Annotated in this window: 13 protein-coding genes; 8 read left to right on the forward strand and 5 right to left on the reverse strand. The window is 70.9% G+C overall.

Annotated features, from left to right (window positions below; genetic code table 11):
* Positions 1-16: 16 nt before the first annotated feature.
* The gene (locus CRP55_RS23375) at positions 17-1,804 is read right to left on the reverse strand and encodes a sensor domain-containing diguanylate cyclase (RefSeq protein ID WP_097322256.1); all 1,788 of its coding nucleotides are present in this window, start codon (positions 1,802-1,804) and stop codon (positions 17-19) included.
* Between the two features lie 219 nt (positions 1,805-2,023).
* On the opposite strand from CRP55_RS23375, the gene CRP55_RS23380 reads away from it, so the two are divergent.
* Positions 2,024-3,718, forward strand: coding sequence for an alpha/beta hydrolase (locus CRP55_RS23380; RefSeq protein ID WP_097322257.1), 1,695 nt, complete (start codon positions 2,024-2,026; stop codon positions 3,716-3,718).
* Here CRP55_RS23380 and CRP55_RS23385 read toward each other — a convergent pair.
* A complete protein-coding gene (locus CRP55_RS23385) occupies positions 3,715-4,257 on the reverse strand; it encodes an antibiotic biosynthesis monooxygenase (protein ID WP_097322258.1) in 543 nt (180 codons plus the stop codon). The two genes, CRP55_RS23380 and CRP55_RS23385, sit on opposite strands and share 4 nt — an antisense overlap.
* Before the next feature lie 83 nt (positions 4,258-4,340).
* On the opposite strand from CRP55_RS23385, the gene CRP55_RS23390 reads away from it, so the two are divergent.
* Positions 4,341-5,387: a beta propeller repeat protein gene (locus CRP55_RS23390; protein ID WP_179855303.1), complete on the forward strand. Its 1,047-nt coding sequence runs from the start codon at positions 4,341-4,343 to the stop codon at positions 5,385-5,387.
* 50 nt (positions 5,388-5,437) lie between these two features.
* Here CRP55_RS23390 and CRP55_RS23395 read toward each other — a convergent pair whose 3' ends face one another.
* Complete coding sequence (locus tag CRP55_RS23395) at positions 5,438-6,196, reverse strand: GNAT family N-acetyltransferase (RefSeq protein ID WP_245923320.1); 759 nt, start codon at positions 6,194-6,196, stop codon at positions 5,438-5,440.
* Positions 6,197-6,520: 324 nt separating this feature from the next.
* Between CRP55_RS23395 and CRP55_RS23400 the strand changes: the two genes are divergently transcribed.
* The 3 genes from CRP55_RS23400 (at position 6,521) to CRP55_RS23410 (ending at position 8,162) form a co-directional block, all read left to right on the forward strand.
* Complete coding sequence (locus tag CRP55_RS23400) at positions 6,521-7,228, forward strand: class I SAM-dependent methyltransferase (RefSeq protein ID WP_097322259.1); 708 nt, start codon at positions 6,521-6,523, stop codon at positions 7,226-7,228.
* A 92-nt stretch (positions 7,229-7,320) separates the two neighbouring features.
* Positions 7,321-7,686, forward strand: a complete 366-nt coding sequence (locus CRP55_RS23405) for a metalloregulator ArsR/SmtB family transcription factor (RefSeq protein ID WP_097322260.1) — start codon at positions 7,321-7,323, stop codon at positions 7,684-7,686.
* Positions 7,683-8,162, forward strand: a complete 480-nt coding sequence (locus CRP55_RS23410) for an SRPBCC family protein (protein ID WP_097322261.1) — start codon at positions 7,683-7,685, stop codon at positions 8,160-8,162. Before CRP55_RS23405 ends, CRP55_RS23410 begins: the two co-directional genes overlap by 4 nt.
* Here the strand turns inward: CRP55_RS23410 and CRP55_RS23415 are convergent.
* Positions 8,113-8,574 (reverse strand): hypothetical protein, encoded by a 462-nt coding sequence (locus CRP55_RS23415; RefSeq protein WP_097322262.1) that lies wholly within the window; start codon positions 8,572-8,574, stop codon positions 8,113-8,115. The genes CRP55_RS23410 and CRP55_RS23415 overlap by 50 nt on opposite strands.
* Positions 8,575-8,655: 81 nt before the next feature.
* Here CRP55_RS23415 and CRP55_RS23420 point away from each other — a divergent pair, with 81 nt between their 5' ends.
* A complete protein-coding gene (locus tag CRP55_RS23420) occupies positions 8,656-10,434 on the forward strand; it encodes a penicillin acylase family protein (RefSeq protein ID WP_097322263.1) in 1,779 nt (592 codons plus the stop codon).
* 4 nt (positions 10,435-10,438) lie between these two features.
* Complete coding sequence (locus CRP55_RS23425) at positions 10,439-10,888, forward strand: YdeI/OmpD-associated family protein (protein WP_097322264.1); 450 nt, start codon at positions 10,439-10,441, stop codon at positions 10,886-10,888.
* Here the strand turns inward: CRP55_RS23425 and CRP55_RS23430 are convergent.
* Positions 10,885-12,096: a hypothetical protein gene (locus CRP55_RS23430; RefSeq protein WP_097322265.1), complete on the reverse strand. Its 1,212-nt coding sequence runs from the start codon at positions 12,094-12,096 to the stop codon at positions 10,885-10,887. The genes CRP55_RS23425 and CRP55_RS23430 overlap by 4 nt on opposite strands.
* A 153-nt stretch (positions 12,097-12,249) precedes the next feature.
* On the opposite strand from CRP55_RS23430, the gene CRP55_RS23435 reads away from it, so the two are divergent.
* Positions 12,250-13,902, forward strand: a complete 1,653-nt coding sequence (locus tag CRP55_RS23435; protein WP_097322266.1) for an alpha/beta hydrolase — start codon at positions 12,250-12,252, stop codon at positions 13,900-13,902.
* The last annotated feature ends 215 nt before the right edge of the window (positions 13,903-14,117 follow it).

Genomic DNA, 14,117 nt, shown 5'->3' on the forward strand with positions numbered 1-14,117 from the left:
CACAGTGTGCCGGTTTTCAGTCCTCGGCGCGGTGCCTGCCCCCGGGGGCGCGTCGATCCCGGCCGGATTTCTTCACCGCGTACATGGCGTGATCGGCCGCGCGCAGGGCCTCGTCCGGATCGCCCGCGCTGGGTGCGAGGTGCACGCCGACGCTCGCTCCGATCCGTACGTCAATCCCCTCGATCGTGAAGGGCTCCTCGATCGCGGACCGGATCCGGTCGCACGCCGCCGTGGTGTCGGCGTCGCCGGCGACGCCCGGCATGAGCACCACGAACTCGTCGCCGCCGACCCGGGCCAGCACGTCACCCTCGCGCACGCAGCCGGTCAGCCGCCGGGCGACCTGCCGCAGCAGCTCGTCGCCGGCCTCGTGCCCGTGCGCGTCGTTGACCGGCTTGAACCCGTCGAGGTCGACGAAGAGGACACCGACCGGCTGGTCGCGCAGCGAGGCGCCGAGCGCGTCCTGCATGCGCCGCCGGTTGGGCAGGCCGGTCAGCGCGTCGTGCTGCGCCTCGTGCGCCAGCCGCTCCTGGAAGGCGCGGTTCTCCGAGATGTCCCGCGCGTTGATCACGATGCCGTGCAGGGCCGGGTTGTGCATCTGGTTGGAGGCGGTGAACTCGAACCAGCGGTACTCGCCGCGGGCCGAGCTCGAGCGGCACTGCAACCGCAGCACCGCGTCGCGGCGGCTCAGCAGCAGGGCGAACTGCTCGCGCATGTACGGCCGGTCGTCGGGGTGGACGATGTCGAAGACGCTGCTGCCGACCAGCTGCCCCTGCTCGAAGCCGAGGATCCCCTTGGCGCTCGGGCTCGAATATTCGATGTTGCCGTGCGCGTCGAGCACCGAGACCAGGTCGGGCGCGTGCTGGAACAGGGCCTGGAAGCGCTGGTCGGCCTGCCGGCGCTGCTTCATCGTGCGATAGCCGAGGGCGGCGATGGCCAGCACACCGATCAGCAGCATGGCGAGCAGGGTCAGGTTCAGCGTCTGGCTCTTGGAGTGCACCGCGCCGTCGAACGAGGCCTGGCTCTGCGTGCGCACGTAGGCCCAGCCGCCGGGCAGGCCGCCGACCACGATGGCGATCATCTTGTGGCCGTCGACGTCGGTGTACTCGACGAACTCGGTGTCCGGGTCGGCGGCGAGGGCGTTGCGGATGGCTGGGTCGACCTTGTGGCCGAGGTCGGTGGGGTCGCTGGTGGCGGCGATCGTGCCGGCGCTGTCGATGATCGTGGTGAGGTGGGCCTTGCTGCCGAGCGTGACCGTGTACTGCTGCAACGGGGTCTTGGCGACGTCGTTCAGGCCGACCAGCAGGGCCACGGCGCTGCCGCCGACCATGACCGGGACGGCGACCGCCTCCAGATAGGTGGCGTCGACCGACATGATCGACGAGACGCCGTACCTCTGGCCCGCGGTCAGCATGGCCAGCATCGGCTTCCAGCCGGCGTCGGTCGTGGCCGGCACCCCGGAGTCGCGCGAGCTGGTCAGGACGTTGCCCTTGAGATCGAGGACCAGGGTGCCGTACGCGAAGTAGGTGCTCTTGGAGGCCAGCAGCCGCAGCGCCGCCCGGTCGGTGGCGCTGTTCTTCCCGAGATGCAGCGAGTTCTCGGTCAGGAACTTGCCGAGCTCGGCCGCCGACAGCCCCTGAAGAGCGCCGGTGAGGGTCTTGTTGTTCACGCCGAGAGCGCGTGAGTCAGCCCGGTGCACCTCGTCGGCCGCACGCAGCGCCGAGCGGTTGACCAGGATGCCGATCGTGCCCGCGCCGGCCAGCAGGACGACGCTGATCACGACCGCGATCCAGGTGCGCAATCGCATAGATGTTGACCCTCCTCGCGCTGTTCATCGGCAGCGCCCGGCGGGACTCAAAACATTCGCCCGGCCCGGTTTGTCGAAGTTCCCGCTCCGAGCACGAAGGGACGGGTGGGGGCGAGACCGCAGGTACCGCCGCCGAAGTCGATCTACCAGGGGTGAAGGTGCTTGCGGTACGGCACCGATGGGGAAGATCCTGCGTCTGAGGCGGATTGGGGGCGATCCATGCGCAGGCTCGTGCTCGCCCCGCCTCGCCCCTGGATCCCCACCCAGCGCGGCCGCGTGATCGCCGCCGCACCGCCCCGCCGCCGGGTCGTCAGCTGCGGGCTCAGCGTCACCGGCTTCGGGCTGTGCGCCGTCTTCTACTGCCTCTCGTACACGCCGTCGCTGCTCCCGCGCACCTGGTCGCTGCAAGGAGTGGTGGCCGGCCTGACCGCCGCCATCGGATATGCGCTGGGCACGGCGATCGGTGCGCTCGTGCGGTGGCGCTGGTGGCCGTCGCGGCGGGCGGAACGGATCGCCTGGCGGGTGCTGTTCCTGCTCGTACCACCGCTGATCCTGCTGTTCCTCTGGCTCGGCACCCGCTGGCAGCGTGACCTGCGCCTGCGCCTGGGCATGCCACCCCAGCAGGAGTACGACCTGATGCGCACGGTCGGGATCAGCCTGCTCACCTTCGGGCTGCTCCTGCTGGTCGCCCGCTGCCTGCGGCTGGCCGCGCACGGGCTGGCCCGGCTGTTCGGGCGGCTCGTGCCCGAGTCGGCCGCCTACTGCGCCGGCTTCGTGGTCGTGACCCTGCTCAGCTACACCGCGTTCGACGGGCTGCTGGTCAGCAACCTCTACACCACCGCCGACCGCTCGGCCGCGGTCACCGACAGCGGCACCGGCCGCGGCGTCGAACGGCAGATGTCGCCGCTGCGCTCGGGCAGCCCGGCCTCCCTGGTGTCGTGGGAGTCGCTGGGCCGGCAGGGCCGCAACTTCGTGGCCAAGGCGCCCAGTCACGATCAGCTGGCGGCGTTCGCCCGGCGCCCGGTGGCGGAGCCGATCCGGTTGTACGCCGGGTTGTCGTCGGCCGGCTCGGTGACCGAGCGCGCCGGCCTGCTCGTCCGCGAGATGGACCGCACCGGCGCCTTCGGCCGCAAGGTGATCGCGGTCTTCACGCCGACCGGGACGGGCTGGGTCGACAACGACGTGCCGAGCTCGCTGGAATACATGTACGCGGGCGACACCGCGCTCGTCTCGATGCAGTACTCGTACCTGCCGAGCGTGATCTCCTTCGCGGCCGACCGCTCGAAGGTCGTCGAGGCGTCGTCGGCCCTGATCACCGCGGTCCGGGCCCGGTGGGCGGCGATGCCCGCGGGCCACCGCCCCAAGCTGCTGATCTTCGGGGAGAGCCTGGGGACGTACGGGACGGAGAAGACCTTCGGCAGCGCCTCGGCCATGGTCTCCGGCGCGGACGGGATCCTGCTGGAGGGGCCGACCTTCGCCAATCCGATCCACCGTTCGCTGACGGCCGGGCGCGTCGCCGGGACGCCGGTGTGGGATCCGTCATACCCGAGCCTGCCGGTGGAGTTCTCGTCGCGGGCCGAGGAGCTGCGCGACCTGCCCGGCCCGCAGCCCAAGGTCGTCTACATGCAGAACTCGTCGGACCCGGTCGTCTGGTGGAGCCCGAGCCTGTTCTGGAAGAAGCCGCAGTGGCTGAGCGGCACGCGCGGGCCGGACGTCACGCCGGCCATGCAGTGGTATCCGGTGGTGACCTTCTGGCAGACGACGGTCGACGCCATCTTCGCCAACAAAGTGCCGACCGGCCACGGACACGTGTACAAATCCGGGGCGGTCGACGGGTGGGCGGCGCTGGCTCCGCCGCCGGGGTGGACCGTGGCGGACACCGTGCGGCTGCGGGCCCTCTTCGACTCCGATTAGCGCTTGAGCCAGGGTTGCAGCAGACGCGTGACCTGCGGCAACACCAGATAAGTCATGATCGGGGTCAGGATCAGGGTGCTGATCAGCGTCCGGAGCGCGACGTGCAGATCCACGATCAAATGATTGAGGGTGTACGCCGCCAGCAGGCTCACGGGGAAGAAGCCGAGCCAGATCGTCACAGCCTGCTTCCACCGGGCCGGCGCTTTCTGGACAATCTGAGCATCTTGCTGTTTCGGCGGGTCGAACCAGCCCTCGATGCCGGTGCGGCGCTCGACGCGGGTGTGCTCGACGAAGCCCTCGGCCGACGAGAGCCACCAGCGCCGCTGCGGCGACTCCTCCCAGTTGCGCAGCGCGTCCGCGTCGGCGAAGCGGTAGAGCATGTGCCATTCGCTCGACGCCTGGTCGGGGCGCACCCAGCCGGTGCCGAGGAAGCCCGGGAAGTCCTCGGCCAGGGTGGTGCCCGCGTTCACCCAGGCGATCATCTCCGCCGTACGCGACGGGTCGGCGCGGCGCGTGATCGCGACGGTGACAGTCTCCATGTCCCACATTGTGGTATGCCAGGGTTTCGAGCGGGGTGCGCTCCCGGTTTCCGTGCCGTGGCACACACGGTAAGTTCCGCGCCATGACCTTGAAGCGAAAGTTGTCGATGGTCCTGGCGGCCTCGGCGGTGCTGGTGGCCGCTTCCACCGCGCCCGCCGCCGCATCCGGGGGCCACTCGCCCACCTGGCGCCTCACCGACACCGGCTCGACCGCCCAGTTCCGCGGCCTCGCCCCGGTCAGCTCCCGGGTGGCCTGGGTCGCCGGCTCGGGCGGCACGATCCTGCGCACGGTCGACGGCGGCCGCCACTGGGCCGACGTCAGCCCCGCCGGCGCCTCGGACCTGCTGTTCCGCGACATCGAGGCGTTCGACTCGCGCACCGCGGTCGCCGTGTCGATCGGCGAGGGCGAGGCCTCCCGGGTCTACGCCACCACGGACGGCGGCCGCTCCTGGCGCGAGACGTTCCGCAACGACGACCCGGCCGCCTTCTACGACTGCATGACGTTCCTGGACCGCAAGCACGGCCTGGCCCTGTCCGACCCGGTCGGCGGCAAGTTCCGCATCCTGGCCACCGCCGACGGCGGCCGCTCCTGGACGGTCCGGCCCACCGCGGGCATGCCCCCGGCCCTGACCGGCGAGTTCGCTTTCGCGGCCAGCGGCACCTGCCTGGTCTCGGCCGGCGGCAAGGCCCTGTTCGCCACGGGCGGCGGCGCCACGGCCCGGGTCTTCACGTCCCGCGACGCCGGCCGCTCGTGGACCGTGGCCGGCACCCCGGTTCCGAGCGGCCCGACCGCCGGCATCTACAGCCTGGCCGTGCGCCCCTCGGGCGAGGCCATCGCCGTGGGCGGCGACTACAACGCGCCGACGGCCGCCCCCGACGGCGCGGCCTACTTGCACGGTCGCACCTGGAAGATCGCCCGAACCGTCCCCGGGGAATACCGCTCCGGCTCGGCCTGGGCGTCCCGCCGCGTGGCCCTGGCCGTGGGCCCCACCGGCAGTGACATCTCCCGGGACGCCGGCCGCACCTGGACCCGCTTCGACACCGGCAACTTCGACGCCGTCGAATGCACCTCCGACGGCTCCTGCTGGGCCTCGGGCCCCACCGGCCGGGTCGCCAGACTGACCCACTGATCCTCTGACCGCGCCGGGCCGGGCCGCGTGGTGCGGCCCGGCCCGGACCGTCAGTCCAGCGCTATGTACAGGCGCCGGCCGGTCGGGCGGTAGCCCACCCGTTCGTAGACGCGCCAGGAATCCTCGCCGGAAGCCTCCAGCCAGGCGATCTCGGCGCCGGCGACGAAGAGGCGCCGGGTGATCTCGGCGGTCATCGCGCCGGCGATGCCCCGGCGGCGGTGATGCTTGGTCACGGCGATGCCCGCCACCTCGCTGACACCGTCGTTGGGCGGTACGGCCTGGCCGCCGCCGGCGCAGGTGCCATCCGGGGCGAGCGCCATGACGGCGATGCCGCCCCGGGCCTGGAGGGCGGCGATGCGGGCGATGTCCGCGTCGGTGGAGATGGGATCGCCACCGAATGCCGCGTTCTGGGCGGCGATCATCGCGGCCCGGTCGGCGTCGGTGATCGGCTCGCGCAGCGTGTAGCCGCCGGGCGCCGGGAGCTGCTCGATCGTGCCGGGGGTGCAGACCAGATATTCGTGGCGCTCCTCGACGGTGAAGCCGGCGTCGAGCAGGAGCCGCTCGAGGCCGGGCGCCGTGGACACCACATATTCGAGCCGGGGCTTACGCGCGTACGACCGGAAAGCCGCGACAAGCGCGGTGACATCAGCCCTCGAGATCTCGAGGCCGGGAAGCGGTGTCGCGTAGTTGATGCCGGGGCTGTCGACCGACGGGTCGACGCCGATCACGAACGGCCCGGTGCGGACCGGGGCCGGCCGGCTGGACAGGTTGGCGACGACGGACTGCTGGATGCGCACATCCAAGGTCATTTTAAAAGCCTCTGCGGAGAGAGAAAGGAAAAGGAAGACAGGGTGAGATGGCCGCCGAGCAGGCAGCTCGCCTCAGGCGGCCGTCGGGCCATCCGAGATCACAGGCTTCATTCCCTCGTGCAGAGTGCCCGCGCCGATCGCGCGGGAAGCCCCAGCAGGATGCCAGCCGCGACGGCGAGCGGTCAACGGTATTTGTCGCCGTGGCGATGCGTGACCCGCCAGGCGTCCCGCCCAGGGCATAAACCACCGGGGCACCGTGGGCCGTCGCGGTGATCCGCTCGCTCACGGACATCATTCTCGGCTCCTCTGTGGAAGTCTGCGATCATGACGCGGCCTCCCGGCAACTACGGCATCGACGCACCCCGGCTGATCGCCGTCCCGGTGATCCTGATCGTGGCCGGCCTGCTCCAGGCCGTGCTGCAGCGCTCGGTCTGGCCGCTGATCGGTGTCGTGCTGATCGCCGCGTGCTGCGCGCTCGGCTTCTACGCGTCGCGCGCCGGCAAGTTCGTGGTCTGGTCCCGCCTGCTCGACGGTCTGGGCCTGCGCGGCGACGAGCAGATCCTCGACCTGGGCTGCGGCCGCGGCGCCCTGCTGATCTCGGCCGCGCTGCGTGTGCCCCAGGGCCGTGCGGTAGGTGTCGATCTCTGGCGGGCCGACCAGTCGGGCAACGGCCCCGAGGCCACGATGAGCAACGCGTCCGCCGCCGGGGTCACCGGCCGTGTCGACCTGCGGACGGCTGACATCACCGCGCTGCCGTTCCCCGACGCTGCGTTCGACGTGGTCATCTCCAACGTCGTCATCCACAACCTGAAGGCCGCGGCCGACAGAGACAAGGCAATTGACGAGGCCGTACGGGTCCTCCGCCCAGGCGGTCGCCTCCTGGTGGCCGACCTGCGGCACACCCGCCAGTACGAGCGCCGCTTGGAGCACTCGGCACTGACCGAGATCGCCCGCCGAGACCTGGGCTGGCGCCAGTGGTGGAGCGGCCCATGGCTACCCACCCACCTGGTATCGGCCCGCAAGCCCCTCTGATCCGCCGGCCCCACTGCTCCGCCGCCCGCGCTTCTTGGCGCGCCGCCTCTTCGCGCTGGTTAAAGCGTAACCAGTAGGTTACGCTTTTCGGCGTGGACGAGGTGGCTGCGGCGATCGCCGATCCGGTGCGGCGGGAGATCCTGCTGATGCTGCGCGGCGAGCGGTTGTCGGCCGGTCAGATCGCCGGCCGGTTCGAGATCAGCCGACCCGCCGTCAGCCGCCACCTGCGGGTGCTGCGGGAGGCCGGCCTGGTCGCCGACCGTGCCGACGGCCGCCGCCGCGTCTACGAGCTGGTCACCGCGCCCTTGGACGAGCTCTCTGGCTGGATCGAGCGGCTGACCCGCCCCTCCGGCTGGGAGCACCATCTGGACGCGCTGGAGACCGAGGTCCACCGCACCCGCCGCGAGCGCCGCAGCACCACCACCGCTCCCGATCAATCACAGGAGAAGAGCGCATGAGCCCCACGCCCACCGGCCGGCTGTTCGGCCGGGATCTGGTTTTGACCCGTTCCTTCCGCGCGCCCCTCGACGACGTCTGGGCCAGTCTCACCGACCCCGTCCGCACGGCCCGGTGGTTCGGTCCGTGGAAGGGTGACGCCGCGCCCGGCGCGGCCATCCAGGTCCAGATGGTCCAGGAGGAGGGGCAGCCCTGGATGGACATGACGATCGACGCCTGCGAGCCACCCCGCCGCCTCGCGCTGTCGTCAGTGGACGACCACGGCAGCTGGCTCCTCGACCTGACGCTCTCCGAGACCGGCGGCGCCACTGAGCTCCGCTTCACCCAGCACCTGACCGACACCGACAGCGTCGGCGAGGTCGGCCCCGGCTGGGAGTTCTACCTGGACGCGCTGGTCGCCTCCCGTGACGGGCAGCCGATGCCCGACTTCAACGACTACTACCCGTCGATGAAGGAGCACTTCGAGGCGCAGCGCTAGGAAAGACGTCGACCATCATGCGCGGCCGGCCGTACCGCTTGATGTCGGCCGCCCACTGCCGCACCAGAACGTCCGCCGTCTTCCGGTCGGTGACGACGCGGTACCGTCCGGAGCCGCTCGGCCCGTTCGTCACGTAGGCCACCACCGGCCATCGGTCCACATGGCTCCGGTACGGCAGAACCACCGCCGTCCCCATCAGGGCCAGCAGGAACATGACCAGCACCACGACGAGCAGGACGGCCCCGATGGCGATGCCCAGAAGCGCCCCGTAGTCACCGGCCTCGAACAGCCGCCCCACGAAGTCGAGGCTGATCGGCTCGCCGCCGTCGCCGGCGTGCCAGCCCGCCAGCCACTGCCGCCCGACCCGCCACTTGACCCACTCGCCCGACCCCGCCCGGCTCAACACGATCACCCCGTTATGGTGATTCGCTGCCGCAAGCGGGGGCGGGAACAGGGTCGCTCACCGGGTGGGTGGCCGGTAAGGATGGCTGGCATGAAGGTCTTTCGTGACTCGTACGGGATTCCGCATCTGCGGGCCGCTTCGGTGGATGAGCTGGCGTTTCTGCAAGGGCGGGTTGCGGTTGCCGATCGTGGGCGGCAGCTCGAGGTGGAGCGGCGCCGGGCCGAGGGGCTCCTGGCCGAACTGATCGGGATCGACGGGCTGGGCTGGGATCGGTTCGCCCGCAAGGCCCGGATCGCGGATACGGCGCGGAAGGCGTACGACAAGCTGGATGAGCGCACGAAGGTCTGGCTGGGCGCTTATGGCGACGGGGTCCGGAGTGAAGGGCTGGCCTGGTCGGACTGGACGCCGCTGGGTGTGTTCCTGGCGCGGCACATTCTGTTCGCCAGCTTCACCGCGAAGATGTTCAACGCCCACGTCGCCCGGACGCTCGGTGCGGACAAGATCTCGTGGTTCGACGCCGAAGGGCCGGGGGAGACCGGCAGCAACGCGTGGGCCGTGGACGGGGAGATCGCGGGGGATCCGCATCGGGCGATCGAGCTGCCCGGCGGCTACCAGCAGGTGCGGTTGAGCTGCCCCGAGTTCGACGTCTTCGGGCTGACCTTTCCCGGTGTGCCGGGGGTTCAGCATTTCGGGCAGGCCGAGTCCGTGGCCTGGGCGGTCACCAATGCGCAGGCCGACTACCAGGATCTCTACATCGAGGACATTCGGGGCGACCGGGCGCGCGGGCCCGAGGGCTGGGAGCCGATCGCGCGTCATGTCGAGACGATTCCGGTCAAGGGTGGCGGTGACGTCGAGGTCGAGGTTGTCGAGACGGCGCGGGGGACGATCATCGATCAAAACCTTTCCCTGCGTACGCCGACACGAGTCGACCTGGAACTCGGGTTCGGCTGCCTTCTGCCGTTGCTGCACGCGCGCACCGTCGACGACGTGGCCGGCGCTCTGCGCGGGTGGGTGGAACCGGTCAACAGCATCCTCACCGCCGACACGAGTGGGCGGATCCTTCAGCTGACCGTCGGGCGCGTGCCCCTGCGCGACGAACGGAACAAGCGCCTGCCCGTGCCGGCCTGGGAGAGCGCGTACACCTGGAAACCCGGTTATCTGCCCATGACCCGCGTCGAGAAGACGAGCGCGGTCAACGCGAACGACCGGCGGCCGGACACGGAGGCGTACGGCGTCTCCTTCGCCTCCAAGAAGCGGGCCGAGCGGATCCGCGAACTGCTCGACGCGGGGACGCCGCACGAGCTGATCCACATGGACACGACCATGCCGGCCGGCAGCGTCGAGGCCGGGCGGCGGGCCGCGTTCCGGGATCGGGTGGCGCGGCGGCTCTTCGATCATCCGGCGCTCTCCGCGCTCCAGGAGCCGACCGGGTTCGACGCGATCTTCGATGTCGATCCGCGGGCCAGGGTCGGGCTCCTGCAGGACAGCGTGCTCGCGGGGCTGGATCTGAAGCCGGAGGACCTGGTCGACCCGGCCACGATCACCTCGGGGCCGTGGGGCGAACGGCACCTGCTCGACCCCGCACGGCTGCCGGGTCTTGACGTTGAACTGCCCCGGATCGAAGTGTCGGGGGAGCGCGACACCGTCCTGTGCACGTCGAGCGCGCCCGGGGTCAGCGATCTCTGCCGGAAAGGGCCCGTCGCCCGGTATGTCTGGAACGTCAAGGACCGTGGGCGGAGTCGCTGGGTCGTGCCGTTCGGCGCCTCCGGCGACCCGGAAAGCCCGCACTTCCGCGATCAACTTCCGCTCTGGACCCGCGGTGAGTTGATTAAGCTCGTGCTGGACTGGGCCGAGCTGATCGAGGAGTGACCTGATGAGGTTCCGCGCCGAACTGCAGCGCACCGGCGGCACGACCACCGGCTTCGAGGTGCCCGACGAGATCGTGACGGGGCTCGGCGGGGGTGGCCGGCCCAAGGTCGTGGCCACCTTCCACGGCTTCACCATGCGCTCGACCATCGCCAAGATGGGCGGCAGCTATTGGCTCGGGGTGAGCGCCGAGCGCCGTGCCGCCGCCGGAGTCGAGGGCGGCGAGGTCTTCGACGTCGACGTGGAGCTCGACACCGCGCCCCGCGAGATCGAGGTGCCCGGCGACCTGAAGGCCGCGCTCGACGCGGAGCCCGCGGCCCGCGACTTCTGGGCGACGCTGTCGTTCAGCAACCAGCGCTGGCACGTCGACCAGCTCACCTCGGCCAAGACGGCCGAGACCCGGGAACGCCGGCTGGCCAAGTCCGTCGGGCTGCTGCGGGAGGGCAAGGCCCGCTAAAGGGGGCGGTACGCCACCTCGGGGTCGAGCAGGCGCACCCACGCCGGCCGCCACGAGATGCCGCGGGCGGCCATCTCCTCCTGCAGGTTCGTGCGCCACGGGCCGGAGACGCCGTCGTCGGCCCACCACGTGGGCCACGAGTCGTAGCGGCGCTCCACCAGCACGTCGGTGGCCGTGGTCTGCACCCGCAGGAACAGCCAGCGGCCGTAACGCGGGTCGGCCTCGGCGCGGCGCAGACGGCGTACGAGATCACCAAGCTCCTGAAAGGACGCGAAGCGCGCCTCGCCGGGGCGCTCCAGCGGCGGGTGCTTGCCGGGCTGCGCGCTGAGACTGGTCGCGTCCGCGTAGAGCAGGGCGGTGCACCGGCCGTCGCCGTGCGGGGAACGGTCGCGCATCCAGGCCGCCAGCGCCTCGAGCTCGTCGGTGGCCGGCGGCTCGGGCCGGGCCAGCTCGGTCGCGTCCTGCATCGCCGACCAGACCAGGCGGTCGTGCTCGCCCTGGCTGAGCTGGCGGACTCGGCGCATCGGCGGGCGCACGCCGGGCTCGATGCGCGGCGGCCGGTTGCCGGCGGTGATCCCGCCGCGGTCGGCGCAGGCCAGCGCGGCCCGCAGGTCGAGCGCGGGCTCGGTGAGGCGGCCGAGCAGCCGCTCGAAGGCCGGGCCGGTGACCTGACCCCGGACGGCCGCCGACAGCAGATCCTCACCGGCGGCGCGGACGTCGTCGCGCTCGGCCGGGCTGCGCAGCTCGTACTGGCCCCACTCGGCGACGATCTCGGCCAGCTCGGTCAGCGTGTTCTCGTTGCTCAGCACGGCGCCGACGGTCTGCACGAGCCCGTCGCTCACGCCGTCGCGATAACGCGTGCGCGACCAGCGGCCCTCGGCGTGCCACACCACGAAGCCCAGCGAGTCGGTCTCGGCCAGGGCGGTGAGATCGTCCCAGGGCAGCCAGTCGGGGGCGCCGGTGAGCAGGTCGATCGGCGGGTCGGCGTCGGCCGTCCCGCTGTGATCGCGGTCGTAGCCGAACAGCACGGCCCGGGCACCGCCGAGCAGCGCGAGCCGGGCCCAGCTGCCACCGTGATCGTCGTGGTGGGCGCCCCGGTCGTCGACGAACCAGACGTCGTCGTACCCGATGCCGGTCATTCCGGCGGCCAGGGTCGCCCATCGGGTCCAGAGCAATCCGGGCGCGGGCAGGTCCACGTCGGTCAGCATCCGTCCACTGTGCCAAACGCGGACGGAGCGATGTCACCCCCCTTGCCCCATGCGAAAGGTTCCGGACCGGACGATCCGTCAAAGCAAGATCACTCAGCGTGCATGGACCACCTACTATGCCGGGGGTCATTCCCGTCAGAAGGGTCGATCTGTATGCCTCTGAAGACGCACCGACTACTCACCGCCACCCTCGCGGGCGCGCTCGCCGCGGGCACCATCGCGGCCCCCGCGCTGGCCGGCGGCAAGACCGGCGTGGACGCCGTGCCCACGCCCAAGCTCGGCTGGTACAAGTGCTACGACTACGCGGAGTGCGCGACGGTCAAGCTGCCGCTGGACTACGACAATCCGCGCGGCGCCACCACCGAGATCGCCGTGCTGCGGGTCAAGGCCAAGAACCAGGCCGCGAAGATCGGCAGCCTGTTCGTCAACCCGGGCGGGCCGGGTGGCTCGGCCACCCAGTTCGCGTACGACGCGCCGTACTGGCTCAGCGACCCGATGCTCCAGCGCTTCGACGTCGTCGGCGTCGACCCGCGCGGCATCGGCGCCAGCCAGAACATCCGCTGCTTCAAGTCCGTGAAGGACCAGACCGCTGTCCTCGACCTCATGAACGTTCCCTTCCCGGTCACCACGGCCGAGGAGAAGGCGTACGTGCAAGGGTCGAAGCTCCTCGGCAAGGCCTGCTCCACCACGGGCCGGCCGCTGACCGGCGCCGCCTCCACGGCCGAGGTCGCCCGCGACATGGACGTCATCCGCCGCGCGGTCGGCGACAAGAAGCTGAACTACCTGGGCTTCAGCTACGGCAGCGCGCTCGGGCAGTACTACGCCAACATGTTCCCCGACCGGTTCCGGGCGCTGGTCGTCGACGGTGTGCTCGACCCGGTCGCCTGGGTCGGCAACACCCGGCAGGTCATCGACGGCCGGCTGCACTCCAGCGACGGCGCCTACAAGGCGCTGATCGAGATCCTGAAGCGCTGCGACAAGGCGGGAGAGGCCAAGTGCGTCTTCGCCGAGGGGGACCCGGTCCGGCACTTCCGGCAGATCGCCGAACACTTGAAGAAGGAGCCGCTCGCCCTGCCGGACGGCGAGGGCGGCACGATCCAGGTCACGTACGCGGTCTTCATCGGCGCCATCCTCGGCTCGCTCTACCAGTTCGACGCGGGCGAGCAGGTCACCGCGATCGCCGACCAGGTCGCGGACGCGATCGAGGGCGGTTCCACGGCGGCCCTGGTCAAGCGGGCTCGGGACGCTCGCGCGTCCCGGCAGTACGACTTCCCGTACGACAACAGCGCCGAGGCCGGCACCACGGTGATCTGCACCGACGGCCGGTTCCCGCCGAACGCGTCCGACTGGCCGCGCTACGCGGACCGGCGTGAGGCCGCGGCCCCGTACTTCGGCCGGTCGTGGGGCTGGATCGACAGCCCGTGCGCGAGCCGGACGTGGACCGTGCGGGACGAGGACGCGTACACCGGTCCCTTCACCCGCCGGACCGCGGCGCCGGTGCTGGTCGTCGGCAGTTTCTGGGACCCGGCCACCAACTACAGGGGCGCGGTCTCGTCGAGCCGCCTGCTGCCGAACTCGGTGCTGCTGTCGAGCAACAACTGGGGCCACACCGCGTACGGATCGGGCGTCTGCGCCACCACGGCGATCGACGCCTATCTGCTGACCGGTAAGCCGCCGGCCCGCGGCACGGTGTGCACCGACGCGCCGCAGCCGTTCACTTCCGCGGTCAGCACCATGGCCGAAACCAAGCGGCCGCCGATCGCGGCGCCGCTGCCGGACTCGATCCTGATTCCGGCCAAGCTCTGATTTTCGTGGTTGGGGCGGCTCGATCGAGTCGCCCCATCCCTAATGCCAGCCGCTTCCGTGGCGGGAGTCCGCGACCTTGCCGGTGATCGACGCGATGAGGATGACCAGGAAGAAAAGCGCCAAGAAGAGTTCCATGCATTGAGCATCTTCTTGTTCCCAGGCTGCCGACAGTGGCAGATATGCCATGCATCTTCAAAATCCTGCCAAGCGGCCGT

The organism is Paractinoplanes atraurantiacus, assembly GCF_900215205.1.
Lineage (GTDB): Bacteria > Actinomycetota > Actinomycetes > Mycobacteriales > Micromonosporaceae > Actinoplanes > Actinoplanes atraurantiacus.

Bases quoted from the DNA above. Each gene is read 5' to 3' on its own strand.
- CRP55_RS23375 (WP_097322256.1), bottom strand. From the start codon at position 1,804: ATGCGATTGCGCACCTGGATCGCGGTCGTGATCAGCGTCGTCCTGCTG.
- CRP55_RS23380 (WP_097322257.1), top strand. From the start codon at position 2,024: ATGCGCAGGCTCGTGCTCGCCCCGCCTCGCCCCTGGATCCCCACCCAG.
- CRP55_RS23385 (WP_097322258.1), bottom strand. From the start codon at position 4,257: ATGGAGACTGTCACCGTCGCGATCACGCGCCGCGCCGACCCGTCGCGT.
- CRP55_RS23390 (WP_179855303.1), top strand. From the start codon at position 4,341: ATGACCTTGAAGCGAAAGTTGTCGATGGTCCTGGCGGCCTCGGCGGTG.
- CRP55_RS23395 (WP_245923320.1), bottom strand. From the start codon at position 6,196: ATGACCTTGGATGTGCGCATCCAGCAGTCCGTCGTCGCCAACCTGTCC.
- CRP55_RS23400 (WP_097322259.1), top strand. From the start codon at position 6,521: ATGACGCGGCCTCCCGGCAACTACGGCATCGACGCACCCCGGCTGATC.
- CRP55_RS23410 (WP_097322261.1), top strand. From the start codon at position 7,683: ATGAGCCCCACGCCCACCGGCCGGCTGTTCGGCCGGGATCTGGTTTTG.
- CRP55_RS23420 (WP_097322263.1), top strand. From the start codon at position 8,656: ATGAAGGTCTTTCGTGACTCGTACGGGATTCCGCATCTGCGGGCCGCT.
- CRP55_RS23425 (WP_097322264.1), top strand. From the start codon at position 10,439: ATGAGGTTCCGCGCCGAACTGCAGCGCACCGGCGGCACGACCACCGGC.
- CRP55_RS23430 (WP_097322265.1), bottom strand. From the start codon at position 12,096: ATGCTGACCGACGTGGACCTGCCCGCGCCCGGATTGCTCTGGACCCGA.
- CRP55_RS23435 (WP_097322266.1), top strand. From the start codon at position 12,250: ATGCCTCTGAAGACGCACCGACTACTCACCGCCACCCTCGCGGGCGCG.